Below are 17,592 nucleotides of genomic sequence, written 5' to 3' on the forward strand. Positions count from 1 at the left end.
GACAATACTTTCGGCGCTTAAATTAACTATAACCTTAAAACCTATCAAATGAAAAGAATCAATCATTATTTACTGCTTTTACCTGCAATACTTCTGAGCAGCTGTAATGCTCAAAAAGAAAAAAATACTGTTTCCCTGAAAGACAGTTATAAAAATGATTTTTATATTGGAACAGCTTTAGACGCAAATCAAATTGAAGAAAAAAATGCAAAAGAAGATTCCCTTATAAAAAAAGAGTTTAATGCAATAACGGCAGAAAATATAATGAAATCGATGTTTGTGCATCCTGCAAAAGATAAATACGATTTTGCATTGTCTGATAAATTTGTTGCTTATGGCGAAAAGAATAAAATGTTTATTCACGGTCATACCTTAATCTGGCACAGTCAATTGGCTCCATGGATGACCGAAATTAAGGACAGTACAGAAATGAAAGCTTTTATGAAGGATCATATTACAACTATAGTTTCTAAATATAAAGGAAGGATTGATTCATGGGATGTAGTAAATGAAGCCCTGAATGATGATGGAACATTAAGAAAATCTGTTTTCTTGAATACGCTTGGAGAGCAGTATCTTGTTGACGCTTTTAAACTGGCAGCTGCTGCTGATCCAAAAACAGATTTGTATTATAATGACTATAATAATGAAGAGCCAGCCAAAAGAGAAGGAAATATTAATCTGATAAAAAAAATCAAAGCAGGTGGAGGGAAGATCGACGGAGTAGGAATTCAGGCACACTGGCGTTTAGAAAGTCCTTCTATAGAGATGATTGAGGAAAGTATTCTGGCGTATTCTGCCCTTGGCTTAAAAGTTGCTTTTACCGAATTAGATATTACCGTTTTGCCAAATCCATGGGATTTAAAAGGTGCTGATGTGAACCAGAATTTTGAAGGAAGTGCCAAAATGAATCCTTACCCGGAAAAACTTCCGGATTCTGTTCAGGTAAAATTAGCTGAACGTTATGCCTCGATCTTTAAATTGTTTTTAAAGCATCAGGATAAAATCAGTCGCGTAACATTTTGGGGGGTTCATGACGGACAATCGTGGCTAAATGACTGGCCGATAAAAGGAAGGACAAATTACCCATTGTTATTTGATAAAGACTTAAAACCCAAAAAAGCCTATCAGAGTGTGATGACGCTGAAAGAAACCAAAAAATAGTTTGTGCAGCGTTTATATCATAATTAGATTTTATGATTTGAGAACTTTGAAAAATTAAATTTAATCCTGATAATTCGATTATTACTCTTTGTGATAGTCGTAAAAGGTTAATTCTGCAATAATTTTTTTTCAGTAGATTTTGTAAAAATGTAGAGTAAGCTAAATAATATATTGCTTACCTCTGACTTATAGTGAAGCTTATTGGAAAAACAAAATAGTGAAGCTTATTGGAAAAACAAAAGCTCCTTAGTACAATTAATGATATTAAGGAGCTTTTTGCATATAACTAAAGCAACCGATTGTATTCTGCTTTAATTATAAGGTTTTTGACTTGTTTGAAAAGACTTCTTTTTTGTTGGTGTGCAACCAATTGTTTTGTTTGTTGGTGAGGATTTAACAATATTTTACTTTTTAATTCTATCTTTTTTTTCAGAAAACAAAGATTTATCATTTATTCAGCTAATTAATAAATTCCTCTATAAATCATTATTTTTAAAAGGATAATTAATTCTATAAATATTAATATTCTATTTATTTGATATAAATATTACACAGACTGTTTTTTATTTACTAATTATTACTAATTATCTAAAAAAAATATTAAACAACCGATTGTGTGTTAATTGTTTTTTTTTACATTTGTTTCAAATACACTTAAGACTAAACCAAAAATGAATTTTAATTATTAAACCAATTTTTATGACTAACTATTTTGTTACAATTAAATCGAAGCATTTGAAATGCTTTTGTTTTTTGATCTTAATGTTTGCTTTTTCACTCAATGCGGGTGCGCAAACGAAAGTCAAAGGAACAGTATCTGATGCCAATGGTCCTATTCCTGGAGCTAATGTAAACTTAAAGGGTACTAAAACTGGGGTAAGTACCGGTTTTGATGGTACCTATACTATTGATGTTCCGTCAAACGGAGTACTTGTTTTTAGCTTTATTGGCTTAAAAAACAAAGAAGTAGCAGTGAATGGGCAAACGCAAATTAATGTAAGCCTCGAAGAAGATTCAGCCGTTTTAAAAGAAGTTGTTGTTATTGGATACGGAACACAAAGAAAAGAAGCGGTGACAGGATCTGTAGCTTCCCTTGGAGGAAAAGAGTTAAATGAAGTACAGTCTGCCAATATTACACAAGCATTGCAAGGAAGGCTGGCAGGGGTTGAGTTAACTCAAACATCGTCAAAACCAGGAGCCGCTATGCAGATCCGAATCCGTGGAACCAGATCACTTACCGGGGATAATGATCCTCTGATTGTACTTGATGGTGTTCCGTTTGGCGGACAAATAGGTGACATCAATCCTGTTGATATTAAATCCGTTGATGTTTTAAAAGATGCCTCTGCAACTGCTATTTATGGTTCAAGAGGGGCAAATGGAGTTATATTGATTACAACGAATAAAGGTCGAAAAAATCAACAAGCTACATTTTCTTATAACGGTTTTACCGGAATCAAGCAGGTTTTTGGTAAATACGATATGATGGACGGTGCCAAATTTGCAGCACTTCGTGATTATTCAACTTTGTATACAGACGGAGTTGATGAATCCAGAGATACTAATACAGACTGGCAGGATTCTCTTTATGGGGCTGGTGAAATGGTTAGTCATGATGTGAGCGTTTCTGGGGGTACAGAGCGTGGCTCTTATAATGCGGGTTTAGGGTATTATAAAGAAGAATCTGTTTTGCCGGGTCAAAAATATGAGCGTTTCAGTCTTAGAGGAGGTTTAGATCAGCAGATTGGAAAAATTTTTCGTATGGGATTTACTACCAATAGTAATTATACTGTTACAAATGGTGATAATATTGGAACAGGAACTATCTTAGGTACATCTCCTTTGGCCAATCCTTATAATGCAGATGGATCCCTGAAAAGAACAGTAAGAATGGCAGCTGATGAAAACTGGGTTTATACAAGAAATACGATTGAAGATTTGGGAGAATCGTATGTTAACCAGACCAGAGCTTTTAGTTCTTATAATAATATTTTCGCAGAGGTAAAGATACCAGGTGTAGAGGGTTTAAAATACCGTATGAACACCGGATTGAACTTTCGTACTTCTAATAGTGGATATTATGAAGGATACGGAGTGTTTGATGTAAATCCAACAACAATTTCAAATGCAGCTATTAGCAACTCATTGGCTACCCAATGGCTTATTGAGAATTTATTGACCTATGATAAAACTTTTGCTGACAGACACACTATTAACTTTGTCGGGTTGTATTCGAATGAACAGCGTACAAGCAACAGTTCCCGTATAACAAGAAACGGAATTACTTCTGATGCGTTTCAGTTTTACAACTTAGGGCAAAGTGAAGAAGAAGCAGTTATAAACCCTGGAGAACAAGATTATACTCAATGGGGTTTAACTTCTTATATGGCCAGATTAATGTATTCATATGATAATAAATATTTTATTTCCGGAACAGTTCGTTCAGATGGTTCTTCAAGACTGGCACCAGGTAATAAATGGTTTACATATCCGGCTGTATCTGCAGGATGGACAGTTTCAAATGAATCTTTTATGAAAAAGCTTTCATGGGTTAATTTGATAAAATTGCGTGCCGGTTATGGTACAACTTCTAATCAGGCTGTAGCTCCGTACTCTACTTTAGGTGCATTGGGTACAAGACCTTATAATTTTGGAAGTACAAACTCTACAGGAGTATATGTTACACAAGCACCGAATCCGAATTTAGGTTGGGAATTCTCTACAACATGGAATTACGGATTAGATTTCGGATTCTTCAATAATCGTTTATCTGGTACAGTTGAATATTATACAACACACACAACTGATGTTCTGCAAAGTGTTAATCTACCGCCAACAGGAGGTGTGAGCAGTTATATTGGAAACGTTGGAGAGACTGAGAATAAAGGTTTTGAAATAGCATTAAACGGAGTAATTCTTGATAATCCAAAAGGACTGACCTGGACAGTTGGTTTTAACTTATATGCAAACGATAACAAGTTGGTCAAACTTGCTTCTGGAGCTACAAGAGATGAGGGGAATTCCTGGTTTGTAGGTCATAATATCAATTCTATTTACGATTATCAAAAAGTGGGTATTTGGCAAGAGGGTGATCCTTACATGTCAATATATGAGCCTGGACCAACTGGAATCAATCAACAAGGAACTGTAGTAGGATCTATTAAAGTGAAATATACAGGCGATTTTAATCCGGATGGGTCACCAACACGTGCAATTAATGCAAGCGACAGACAAATTATAGACACTGATCCTGATTTTCAGGGAGGTTTCAATACAAATTTAACGTATAAAGGTTTTGATTTTTCTGCCGTTGGAGCGTTTAAAAGTGGTGGTGTCTTAATCAGTACACTTTATGGAGGAGCAAGTTATCTTAACCTTCTTAACGGTCGAAGAAGTAATGTTGACGTAGATTACTGGACACCGGATAACAGAGATGCCGAATTCCCTAATCCAAGAGGTATTAGAAGCGGTGATAACCCAAAATATATGTCAACAATGGGCTATTTCGATGCATCGTATGTAAAAATCAGAGCGATAACACTTGGTTATACATTGGATCAGCAGTTTATGAGAGATTTAGGTATTGAAAAACTAAGACTGTATGTTACCGCACAAAATCCTTTTGTACTTTTCTCTCCGTACCACAAGCAGTCTGGAATGGATCCTGAAACAAATTCATTTGGAGATGAAAACCAGGCAGTCAATTCATACCAACGCAGGTTTTTGGTTATTGGAACAAACACACCTTCAACCCGAAATTATTTATTCGGACTTAACTTAACATTTTAATCAGGAACAACCATGAAACGATATATTTATAAAAAATTAATTATAGGATCAGTAGTATTGTTCTCCCTTGCAGGCTGCTCTGATATTTTAGAAGAAAAACCACATGACTTTTATGAACCGGGCTATTTTAAAACAGAAGCAGGTGTAAAACAGGGATTAACTTCACATTATGCTCATTTACGCTGGATATACGGACAGGCCTATTATTACAATTCTGTTCAGACCGGTACAGATGAAAATACTTATGGACAACAGGCTGACGGAAACTTCAAAGATCATGATTTATCAGGTGTTGGAGTAATTAATCCAAATTCAAGCAGAGCTGATGTAGTTTGGAACAATTCATACAATGATATCAATACTGCCAGTGGAATTATTGAAAACGGTGCATCTGTAGGTGTTGCAAACAGTCTTATTGCTGAGTCCAGATTTTTTAGGGCATTTGATTACTTTTTATTGGTACAGAATTTTGGTGGTGTTCCTTTGGATTTGGGAGCAGGTGAACTGAAATTTAACACTAAACCGTCGAGATCTTCTAAACGAAACACGGTATCAGAAGTTTACACTAAAGCTATTTTTCCGGATTTGGTAATAGCTGTAAATGATTTACCTGATGCACCAAGATTAACAGGTACAGCGACTAAAACATTAGCCCGCCTATTTTTGGCAAAAGCTTACCTGACTTATGCCTGGTGGTTAGAAAATCCAAATAATATTCCAACTTATCCGGATACGCCAAGAACAGATCCTGATGGACACAACGCACAATGGTATTTTCAGAAAGCTTATGACATCGCTTTAGAAGGAATTAATAATCCGGGTTCATATGGATTGTTGGATTATTATTATGATGTTAACTTAGGCTCAAATGACCGCAATAAAGAAATGATGCTTTATGCTGATCACACTGAAGAAAGTGAATATTACAATGGAGCCAGTCTAACTTACGGAAGCGGAGGCTCGCCTGATAATTTTGCAGGATGGATGGGTACCTTTAATTACACCGCTATAAGAAGTAAAAACGGAACAGCTTCTGTATCGTCTGTGCAAAGAGCTGCTGATCAATTCTTAGGACGTCCATGGGTAAGAATGGTGCCGCCTATTGAAGTTTTTACAAACACTTTTGCCGATAAAACTAATGATTCAAGATATGACGGAACATTTACTTCTGTTTATCGCGGAAATTGGAATTTGCTGGGAACAGGACTAACAAATGTAGCTACGCTTAATAATGCTAATGGATTAGCTGTAGCACCAAATGGAGCAATTTTAACTTTCCTAAATGATGAACCGGCTACACCAATTACTTATCCTGCCGGAGCGGGTGACAGCGGTGTTGGTGCAGGAGTTTTACCAGGAAGAGCAGATTATGTTATTTCACCATCCGGAATAAGCAGAATAGTTTATCCGGGTTTATGGAAATTAGGTCCATACCGTACTGACAATGCAGGAGGATTAGGACAGCCGAATGCTGGTAGTACCAGACCATTCCCGATAGCTAAATTTTCTGAACTTTATTTTGTTGCCGCAGAAGCTGCAGTAAAAGGAGCGACCGGTTCTATGACAGCCAGAAGCCTGATAAATGTAATACGTGCCCGTGCAGGAAAATGGCGTTGGGATAACAATGGCAATACAGCGAAGAGTGCAGACAACAGTGCTGTATTAACCAGTGCAACTCCGGCTGTAATTACTATTAATTATATTTTGGCGGAACGTTCCAGAGAATATTACGGCGAGGGATACCGCTGGTACGACTTAGTAAGAACTCAAAAATGGAATGAACTTGCAGGTACTTACTCAATTGGTGGATCGAACTACGGTCAGCACACGCCACAAGTTGTTACCAGAACTATTGAACCATATCATTATTTACGCCCAATTCCACAGGGTCAGATAGATTTAATGGAAATGAGTGCTGCTGAAAAAGCAGAATATCAAAATCCAGGATATAACTAATTGATAATACTATGAGCAAATTTAACTGTAGTTATAAGTGTTAATTTTACAGAATGGCTTATAAGTTAGTTATGTAAGTTTGCTTAGTTTGAAGCCGGGGATTAATTTCCCCGGCTTTTAAATTCTGAATTCAACACATGAAGTGCAGGTTTATCAGGTGTTATACTTATAGATAATAAACACTAATGTAGTTGACATAAAATTGAATACTTTTAGATATAGGACATTTTCAAATAAATGTTAAAAATAAACCAGTACAAATGAAACAGAAGCCCATATTTTTCTTATTATCAATATCATTATTGTTTCTTTTTTCTTTTAATGAAGCAGATACTCTTCCAAAAATAAAGACTGAAAGAGGCCCGATTTTTTCCAATGTTATTTATCAGGGCGATGATGACATCTATAAAAATAATCCATTGAAACCAGATGAATTTTACTCTCCGGTTTTACAGGGGTGTTATCCGGATCCGGCCATTACCAGAAAAGGAGATGACTATTATATGGTTTGTTCCTCATTTGCCATGTTTCCGGGTGTCCCAATTTTCCATTCAAAAGATTTAGTAAACTGGACTGACTTAGGGGGAGTATTAAACAAGGTTTCAGAATTTAACCCTCATGATACCGGTATTAGTGCCGGGGTATATGCTCCAGGGATAACATATAATCCTCATAATGACACTTTTTATATGATTGTAACAGCATTTTCGGGAGGTTTGGGTAATATTATAGTGAAAACAAAAGACCCTATGAAAGGATGGGGAAGTCCGATAAAATTAGCTTTTGAAGGAATCGATCCTTGCATCTTTTTTGATGATAACGGAAAAGGCTATGTGGTTCACAACGATGCTCCTGATAAAGGAAAACAATTATACGAAGGTCATCGCGTTATTAAAATTTGGGAATATGATCTTGAAAATGATAAAGTAATTCCGGGCACTGATAAAATTATAGTAGATGGAGGCGTCGATCTTTCTAAAAAACCAATATGGATCGAAGCACCTCACTTATATAAAAAAGACGGGCGTTATTATTTGATGTGCGCTGAAGGAGGGACTGGCGGAAACCATAGCGAAGTTGTTTTTGTCAGTGATAATCCAAAAGGGCCTTTTATACCGGCATCTAATAATCCGATTCTGACCCAAAGATATTTCCCAAAGGACAGAGCCAATAAAGTTGACTGGGCTGGTCATGCAGACTTGGTTCTTGGGCCTGATAATAAATATTATGGTGTATTTTTAGGAGTTCGTCCTAATGACAAGGACAGGGTTAATACCGGACGCGAAACTTTTATGCTGCCTGTGGACTGGTCAGGCTTTTTTCCTGTTTTTGAAAATGGATTAGTGCCTCTTGAACCAAAAATAAAAATGCCTAAAGGAGTTACTGAAAATAAAGCTGGCAAAGCTGGATTTTTTCCAAATGGGAATTTTACGTTTACCGATAATTTTACTTCTGAAAAATTAGATTACAGATGGATAGGACTCAGGGGGCCTCGTGAAAATTTCATTTCGATAACTAAAAAAGGACTTCATGTTAATCCTTTCGCAGTAAATATTAAAGAAATGAAACCAACTTCGACGCTTTTTCACAGACAAATGCACAACACTTTTTCTTTTGCGGCAACAATAGATTATAAACCGGCATCTGAAAAGGATCTGGCAGGAATTGTATGTTTACAAAATGAGCGTTTTAATTATGTTTTTGGAATAACAAAAAAAGGAAAGGATACCTATATTTTGCTGGAAAGAACAGAAAAAGGGCAGTCAGAAATTATTGCCAGCACTAAAATTGAAATTAAAAAGCCAGTTCGTCTTCAGGTAAAAGCCAAGGGAGACAGTTATGAATTTAGTTATTCTTTAAACGGTGCCGATTTTGAAAACTTAGGAGGAAGCGTTTCCGGAGATATACTTTCAACAAATGTAGCCGGAGGTTTTACAGGAGCGCTGGTTGGGTTGTATGCTACAGCTGCAAATGATGCTCAGCCAAAAAATTAGAACTGATAAATAGTAGGAACAGCTATATATGAAAAGAGAATATTTTAATAGTTTATTGTTTATACCTCTCTTGCTTTTGGTTATGGGATGTAAGTCGAATCAGTCGTTTACAACTGGAGCAGACAAATTAAAAAATAAAGAATGGGTTGGTACATGGGCAACAGCGCAACAGTTGGTAGAACCCAATAATATGCCCCCGGCACCAGGTTTGACCAATAATACCATTCGCCAAATTGTCAGGGTTTCTATTGGTGGAAAAAAATTGCGACTAAGATTTTCTAATATCTTTAGTGATGAATCAACGGTTATAAAATCAGTAAGTGTTGCCAATGCAGTTGAGGGTTCAGTTATTGATTCCAAAAGTCAAAAACTGCTTAGTTTTATTGGAAATTCAGGAATCACAATGAATCCTAATCAGCAGATTTTTTCAGATAATTTTGATTATGATCTGAAAGCCGGTCAACTTTTAGCAATTACCATTCATTATGGAGCAACTTCTAAGAAAACCTCTGGCCATCCGGGGTCCAGAACCACTTCGTATATTTTGCAAGGCGACCAAATAAATAATGTAGATTTTTCCGGAGCAATTAAAACAGATCACTGGTATTCTATTATGGGTATCGATGTGATGGCTACAAAAGAATCGGCAAGTATTGTTTGTTTAGGAAATTCAATTACAGATGGGCGCGGTTCCGGAACCAACAGACAAAATCGTTGGACAGACATTTTATCTTCACGTTTATTGGCTAATGATGCTACTAAAAATATTGGTGTTTTAAATTTAGGAATTGGCGGAAATTGTGTTTTAAAAGGAGGTTTAGGACCAACTGCTTTAAACCGTTTTGATAGAGATGTTCTTTCTCAGCAAGGAGTAAAATGGCTGATGATTCTGGAAGGAATTAACGATATCGGAAGCCTGAAAAAAGCAGAAGATGTTCCTTCTCTTGTAAAAGAAATGACCGATGCTTATCAACTCATGATTGATAAAGCGCATGCAAAAAACATAAAAGTGTATGGCTGTACGATTTTACCTTTCAAAAAATCATTTTACGATGCGCCTTTTAAACAAGATGCCAGAGACCAAATCAACGAATGGATTCGAAGCAAAGGTAATTTTGATGCCGTAATTGATTTTGATAAAGTAATGGTTTCTCAAACCGAAGAGAAAACTATTTTGTCCGATATGCATGACGGCGACTTTTTGCATCCCAACGAATCAGGCTACCTCAGAATGGGAGAAGCTGTAGATCTGGATCTTTTTAAACAGGACTTTAAATGATTTAACAAAAAAATAGCTGTATGAAATTAATAACTAAATTTTTAGCATTTGCAATCCTTTTTTCAGTAGCACAGAAAGGATACTCTCAGGATCCTGATTTTCACGTTTATCTGAGTTTTGGCCAGTCTAATATGGAAGGATATGCAAAAATAGAGGCTCAGGACAAAGTAGGGATTGATGATCGATTTCAGGTTCTGGCAGCGGTTAACTGCACTGAGACAGGACGTAAAATGGGGAACTGGTACACTGCAGTTCCTCCTTTATGCCGATGTAATACCGGATTAACCCCAGTTGATTATTTTGGAAGAAATCTGATAGCCAGTCTTCCAAAAAAAATAAAAGTGGGCGTTATTAACGTAGCCGTTGGAGGATGCAAAATTGAACTTTTTGATAAGGATAAGTCAGCCGAATATGTGGCAACTGCCCCGGACTGGATGAAAGACATACTTAAAGAATACAACGGAAATCCTTATGGGAGACTTGTTGAAATGGCGAAAATAGCACAAAAAAAAGGAGTTATTAAAGGGATTTTGCTCCATCAGGGAGAATCTAATACCGGGGATACACTTTGGCCTGAAAAAGTAAAAATTGTTTATGATAATTTAATGAAAGACCTCAATCTGGATCCAAAAAAAGTGCCACTGCTTTCCGGAGAGACAGTTCATGAAGACCAGAACGGCAAATGTGGGAGTATGAATAAAATCATTGCTGCACTGCCTCAGACAATAACTAACTCTTATGTAATTTCATCTAAAGGATGTACAGCCGAGCCTGACTTTTTGCACTTCAATGCAGCAGGCTACAGAGAATTAGGAAGACGTTATGCACAGAAAATGCTTTCTTTATTAGGATATAAAATCTCAGATGGCGGAATGTCTTTGCGGATACAGGCTCCCGTTGGTTTTGATCAGTTAAATGCAAACATTCCGTCCGGAAAAATAGAGACTATTACTTATGAGTCTAAAACTGTGGGCTCTATCCGAAAAGCTACTGTGTACACACCTCCGGGATTTAATAAAAAGAAAAAATATCCTGTGTTATATCTTTTACATGGAATAGGAGGTGATGAAAAAGAATGGCTCAACGGAGGTAATCCGCAGGTTATTCTGGATAACCTTTACGAAGAAGGAACAATAGAACCTATGATTGTGGTGATGCCAAACGGAAGGGCAATGAAAGACGACAGCGCTACTGGCAATATAATGGCTCCCGATAAAGTACAGGCATTTTCTACTTTCGAAAAAGACTTGTTGAATGACCTGATTCCTTTTATAGAAAAAAAATTTCCGGTTCTGAAAGACAGAGAACACCGGGCTATTGCAGGTTTGTCCATGGGAGGCGGGCAGTCCCTGAATTTCGGATTAGGTAATTTAGATAAATTTGCCTGGGTTGGCGCATTTTCTGCAGCTCCAAATACTAAACTGCCAAAAGAACTGCTTCCTAATCCTGAAGAAGCCAAAAAGAAATTAAAACTGCTCTGGATTTCCTGTGGTGATAACGACTGGCTTATTAACAACAGCAAACGTACCCACGATTATTTATATAAAAATGATGTTCCGCATGTGTATTACATAGAACCGGGAGTTCATGATTTTAAGGTATGGAAAAACGGCTTGTATATGTTCTCACAGTTTTTGTTTAAAAATGTAGATACTTCAAATTTTGCAAAATATACTCTGTTGGGAACTCAGCCAGAAACGAATATCCGCAATGCAAAATACCCTCAGGTATTACCGGACAATCGGGTAGTTTTTAAAGTTATGGCACCGGAAGCCACAAAAGTGCAAATTGATTTAGGGAAAAAATATGACCTTATAAAAGATGAAGAGGGAACGTGGAATGTAACTACTGATGTTATTAATAAAGGTTTTAATTATTATTCACTGCTTATTGATGGTGTTGCTGTTGCCGATCCGTCAAGCGAAAGTTTTTATGGTATGGGACGTATGGCCAGCGGAATTGAAATCCCGAATAAAGAAGGTGAGTTCTACGCCTTAAAAGATATTCCTCATGGTGATGTAAGGATTAAGAAATATTTTTCAAAAGCTGCTAATTCATGGCGAGAAATGTATGTTTACACTCCGCCGGGTTATGAAAATGCTGCAGAAAAATATCCTGTTTTATATCTGCTGCATGGTGGTGGTGAAGATCAGAGAGGCTGGGCAACACAAGGTAAGGCTAATTTAATTTTAGACAATCTGATAGCTGAAAATAAAGCAAAACCAATGGTGATAGCAATGATTGACGGCAATATGGGTGGATCTGAAGGTTTCAATGAAAATACCCTGAAGGCTTTCGAAAATGAATTGAAGTCGGGAGCAATACCATTTGTCGAAAGTAATTTTAAAGTTGCGTCCGATAGTAAAAACAGAGCTTTAGCCGGCTTATCAATGGGCGGATTGCAGACTCTTTATACGGGTGTTAAAAACTCAGATATGTTTTCGTATATAGGTGTATTCAGTTCAGGCTGGTGGTCCAATAATCAAACGCTGTCCGGACCTCAGTATGAATTTATGAAAAACAATACCGCTACTATTAATTCTAATATTAAAGAATTTTGGATTTCGATGGGTGGCAAAGAAGATATAGCTTTTGAAAACTGCAAAATAATGATGAGCAAATTTGACCAGATAGGTATTAAATATAAGTACAGTGAATATCCGGGAGGTCATACCTGGCCGGTATGGAGACACGATTTATTTATGTTTGCGCCTCTGTTGTTCAAATAGAAGGAGTAATTTTTTATAATTCATTTTTAATAAAATACAATGAATAGATTTTCAATATTTATCATAACACTGCTCACCATTTGTATATCCGAAACGTCAAATGCCTCCCAGCCTTTTATAACAGATAAAAAGAGTGATGATATTCTTGTTCTGAAAGAGAAATCAAAACCTCTTTCTTTTTTTGTGAATACCGGAACAGATCCAGGTATTGTACGCGCAATAAGCAATTTGCAGTCCGATTTTGAAAAAGTAACAGGTCAGAAGCCAGCTGTTTTTAATCAAATACCAAGTTCTTCATCGTCATTGATCATAATTGGGATAACAGGAACCAATTCTATTATTGACGATTTAATAAAACAGAAAAAAATAGACGGGAAGCTTCTTAAAGGGAAAAACGAAAAATTCGTTATACAAAGTGTGAAAAATCCATTCAGCGGAGTGGAGCAAGCTCTTGTAATTGCTGGCAGCGACAAACGGGGAACAATCTATGGCATCTATGAACTGTCCAGACAAATCGGGGTTTCTCCATGGTACTATTGGGCTGATGTACCTGTTGCGCCAAAAGAAAATATTTATTTCGTAAAAGGAACCTATACTGATGGTGAACCAGCCGTAAAATACAGAGGGATTTTTATCAATGATGAGGCACCGGCATTAAGTGGCTGGTCTAAAGCAACTTTTGGTGGTTTTAACAGTAAGTTTTACGAAAAGGTTTTTGAATTATTGCTTCGGCTTAAAGCCAATTATATCTGGCCAGCCATGTGGGGAAATGCTTTTTATGATGATGATGCAGCAAGCGGACCTCTCGCTAATGAAATGGGAATTATCGTTGGAACCTCGCACCATGAACCAATGGCCCTGGCGCAAACAGACTGGCATCGCTACATTAAAAAAAACAACCTTCCAAATGTTTGGGATTATGCTAAAAATAAAACCGTTTTAGACGAATTCTGGAAAAGCGGAATCGTACGCAGTAAAAACTGGGAAAAACTAGTGACAGTTGGAATGCGTGGAGACGGGGATGAAGCCATGGGCGAAGGAACAAACATAACACTGCTTGAGAACATTGTAAAAAATCAACGCAGTATCATAGAAAAAGTAACGGGTCAAAAAGCCGAAAAAACGCCTCAAGTTTGGGCTTTGTACAAAGAAGTTCAGGATTATTATGACAAAGGAATGCGGGTTCCTGACGATGTAACGTTATTATTTTGTGATGATAACTGGGGAAATGTCCGCAAGCTTCCGGATCCTGCGAAACCTTTGCACAAAGGCGGTTACGGAATGTACTACCACTTTGATTACGTTGGAGGACCAAGAAACTCGAAATGGATCAATATAAGTCCGATACAAAGAGTCTGGGAACAAATGAATCTAAGCTATGAACACGGTGTCGATAAAATCTGGATTGTGAATGTAGGCGATTTGAAGCCAATGGAATTCCCTGTCAGTTTCTTTTTGGACATGGCGTGGAATCCAAAACAATTCAATTCGCAGAATCTTTTTGATTATACTAAAAATTGGGCAAGTCAGCAATTTGGAGAAAAGCACGCTAAAGAAATAGCCGAATTGTTAAACACTTATCCAAAATACAATCGTCGCGTTACTCCGGAAATGCTGACTAGTAAAATATACAGTCTTGCAAATTACAATGAATTTGAAAGGGTAGTTAACGATTACAAAAATTTATCTCTTGATGCTTATCGCATATACAATGATATTCCCAACGAATTTAAAGATGCTTATTTTCAGCTTGTATTATATCCTATAGATGCATGCAGTAATTTGTATGAAATGTATTTTGCTCAGGCAAAAAATAAACAACTGGCTGCCGAAAAAAACAGAGAGGCCAATTTTTTTGCGGCGAAAGTAAAAACCTTCTTTGCCCGTGATTCTATTCTTCAGCACAAATACAATAATGAAATTTCCGGTGGAAAGTGGACGCATATTATGGACCAAATGCGAATTGGATATACCAGCTGGCATGATGAACCCAAAAATATTCTGCCAGATGTGACTTATATTTCGGAAAAAGAAAAATCCGGAGTAAAAGTATTCCGGGAAAAAGACGGTTATGTTTCTATAGAAGCAGAAAATTTTTCTGCGTTAAACAATTCTGATAAAATTCATTGGGAGGTAATACCGGATTTTGGAAAAACGAGAAGCGGTATCACAACATTTCCACAAAATAGATATCCGTCAAATAACGATAACATCTTTGTCGAATACGAAATAGATTTTGTTTCAACGGGAGACTTTACTGTAGAATTGCTTTTGGCTCCGACACTTAATTTTAACAGCAACAAAGGTCTTCGTTATGAAGTTTCTTTTGATAAAGAAAAGCCACAGATCATAAATTTTAATGGGCATTACCGTGGTGAATTAGGGAAGTGGCAGGCAGAACATCTGATACATTCTGTTACTAAACATTCCGTTTCAGGAGCAGGAAAACATGTTTTACGTTTTCGGGTGCTGGATCCCGGGATAGTTTTGCAGAAAATTTTGATAGACACCGGAGGATTGAAACCTTCTTATTTAGGACCACCTCAAAGTGATGTGATTCCTGATGGCAGTGTTAAAAATTAAAATTGTTTGTTATAAATTATTCTGTTTTTAAATTATAAAAATAATTTCTGATTATTATTTTTCCTTTGCAATTCAATTGAGTAATTAATCTAACGTGTTATGAATTTCAAGTATATCGTATGTTTATGTGTGTTTGGTTTTTTAAAATTAAGTGCACAATCAATTGTAAACAGTCCCGATGGAAAACTCAGGGTTTCGGTTTCTGTAGAGAATGGAATGCCTTTGTACAGTATTTCATATAATGAAAAAGTCTTCTTAGAAAATTCACCTTTGGGTCTGAAAACCAATGTTGGAGATTTTACATCAGGATTAATTTTAAAAGCAGCTGCAGTACAAAATAAAATAGATGAAACCTATCAGCTTCCTAATATAAAGCAAAGTCTTGTACATTATGAAGCGAATGAAGGTGTATTGTCTTTTAGCAAAAATAATACGGCCGCAATTGATGTAATATTCAGGGTAAGCAATAATAATGTAGCTTTTAAATATAAAGTGTATCCTCAAAAAGATGCCCGCTCTTGTGTGGTACAAGAAGAGGCTTCCGGTTTTCTTCTGCCTGAAGGAACAACTACATTTCTTTGTCCGCAGAGCAAGCCAATGACAGGATATGCAAGGACAGCCCCAAGTTATGAAACGTCGTACACATTAGATGCTCCAATGGGTAAAAACGGTATAGGTGAGGGATATACATTTCCTTGTCTTTTTAAAGTAAATAATAAGGGTTGGGTTTTGATATCAGAAACTGGTGTGGACAGTGGTTATTGCGCAAGCAGGCTGATCGGACATGATAAAGGATTATATACAATCGGATTTCCAATGCAGGGAGAGAATAACGGAAACGGAACAGTTGCTCCGGGAATACCGCTAATTGGTGAAACTCCCTGGCGCACTATTACAATTGGAGAAACCCTTGCACCAATTGTAGAAACGACTATTCCGTTTGATTTGGTTAAGCCAAAGTATCAGGCTTCAAGAGAATACCAATATACAAAAGGAACCTGGAGCTGGATCATGAAAATGGATAGTAATACTACTTTTCCGGTACAGAAGCAATACATCGATTTTAGTGCTGCCATGGGATATGAAACCATTTTGATTGATGCACTTTGGGATACTCAGATAGGAAAGGATAAAATTGCTGAACTGGCTCAATATGGTGCAGCAAAAGGTGTTGGTTTGTATTTGTGGTATAATTCCAATGGGTATTGGAATGACGCTCCCCAGGGACCGAGAGGCATGATGGACAATATGACAATCCGCCGTCAGGAAATGGCCTGGATGAAAAGTATTGGCGTAAAAGGAATTAAAGTTGACTTTTTTGGAGGCGATAAACAGGTCACTATAAAGTTGTATGAAGATATCCTGACCGATGCCAATGATTTTGGGATAATGGTTATTTTTCACGGCTGCACATTGCCAAGAGGCTGGGAGCGTATGTATCCAAACTACGCCTCCAGTGAAGCAGTTTTAGCCAGTGAAAACCTGTATTTTGGACAAGCAAGCTGCAATAATGAAGCAATGAACGCCTCTATGCATACTTTTATCCGGAATACTGTAGGCAGCATGGATTTTGGAGGAAGTGCCCTTAATGAATTTTACAATGCAGATAACACTCCCAATAAAGGATCAAAACGAAAAACTTCGGATGTATTTGCTTTAGCAACCGCTGTGTTGTTTCAAAGTGGGGTTCAGCATTTTGCTTTAGCGCCTAATAATTTAGCTGATGCTCCGGAGTGGGCAGTTAATTTTATGAAAGAAGTACCGACAACCTGGGATGAAGTTCGTTATTTAGATGGATATCCCGGCAAATACGTTTTACTTGCACGCCGAAAAGGAACAAAATGGTATATAGCAGGGGTGAATGCCCAAAAAGAAACCTTAAAGCTTAAAATTAAACTGCCAATGATTGCAGCCGGAGCATTATTAAAATGTTATTATGATGATGAAAAGTTAAATGGAAAAACAAAAAAAATCACTTTAAAAAACAGCAAGGAGACAGAAATTATGATTCCGTGCAACGGCGGCGTACTTCTTTTGAATTAATATTTATGTGATTTACTTATAGTTAATATGAAAAAAGCTGCAAATAAGCAGCTCT

General features: G+C 36.9%; 8 protein-coding genes. All 8 read left to right on the forward strand.

The window, feature by feature from the left end; translation table 11 throughout:
* The first annotated feature begins 48 nt into the window (after positions 1–48).
* The 8 genes from GXM17_RS13005 (at position 49) to GXM17_RS13040 (ending at position 17,537) form a co-directional block, all read left to right on the forward strand.
* On the forward strand, positions 49–1,164 hold the full coding sequence (locus GXM17_RS13005; RefSeq protein ID WP_163399757.1) for an endo-1,4-beta-xylanase: 1,116 nt from the start codon (positions 49–51) through the stop codon (positions 1,162–1,164).
* Between the two features lie 699 nt (positions 1,165–1,863).
* Positions 1,864–4,953 (forward strand): SusC/RagA family TonB-linked outer membrane protein, encoded by a 3,090-nt coding sequence (locus tag GXM17_RS13010; protein ID WP_163399758.1) that lies wholly within the window; start codon positions 1,864–1,866, stop codon positions 4,951–4,953.
* A gap of 12 nt (positions 4,954–4,965) precedes the next feature.
* Positions 4,966–6,909: a RagB/SusD family nutrient uptake outer membrane protein gene (locus GXM17_RS13015; RefSeq protein WP_163399759.1), complete on the forward strand. Its 1,944-nt coding sequence runs from the start codon at positions 4,966–4,968 to the stop codon at positions 6,907–6,909.
* A gap of 260 nt (positions 6,910–7,169) precedes the next feature.
* The gene (locus GXM17_RS13020; protein ID WP_163399760.1) at positions 7,170–8,903 is read left to right on the forward strand and encodes a glycoside hydrolase family 43 protein; all 1,734 of its coding nucleotides are present in this window, start codon (positions 7,170–7,172) and stop codon (positions 8,901–8,903) included.
* A gap of 28 nt (positions 8,904–8,931) precedes the next feature.
* Complete coding sequence (locus GXM17_RS13025) at positions 8,932–10,182, forward strand: SGNH/GDSL hydrolase family protein (protein WP_163399761.1); 1,251 nt, start codon at positions 8,932–8,934, stop codon at positions 10,180–10,182.
* 20 nt (positions 10,183–10,202) lie between these two features.
* Positions 10,203–12,911, forward strand: a complete 2,709-nt coding sequence (locus GXM17_RS13030; protein WP_163399762.1) for an alpha/beta hydrolase-fold protein — start codon at positions 10,203–10,205, stop codon at positions 12,909–12,911.
* A gap of 39 nt (positions 12,912–12,950) precedes the next feature.
* A complete protein-coding gene (locus GXM17_RS13035) occupies positions 12,951–15,494 on the forward strand; it encodes a glycosyl hydrolase 115 family protein (protein ID WP_163399763.1) in 2,544 nt (847 codons plus the stop codon).
* A 99-nt stretch (positions 15,495–15,593) separates the two neighbouring features.
* On the forward strand, positions 15,594–17,537 hold the full coding sequence (locus tag GXM17_RS13040; RefSeq protein ID WP_163399764.1) for a glycoside hydrolase family 97 protein: 1,944 nt from the start codon (positions 15,594–15,596) through the stop codon (positions 17,535–17,537).
* Positions 17,538–17,592: the final 55 nt, after the last annotated feature.

The sequence above is a fragment of the Flavobacterium fluviatile genome (genome assembly GCF_010645065.1).
Classification (GTDB): Bacteria; Bacteroidota; Bacteroidia; order Flavobacteriales; family Flavobacteriaceae; genus Flavobacterium; species Flavobacterium fluviatile.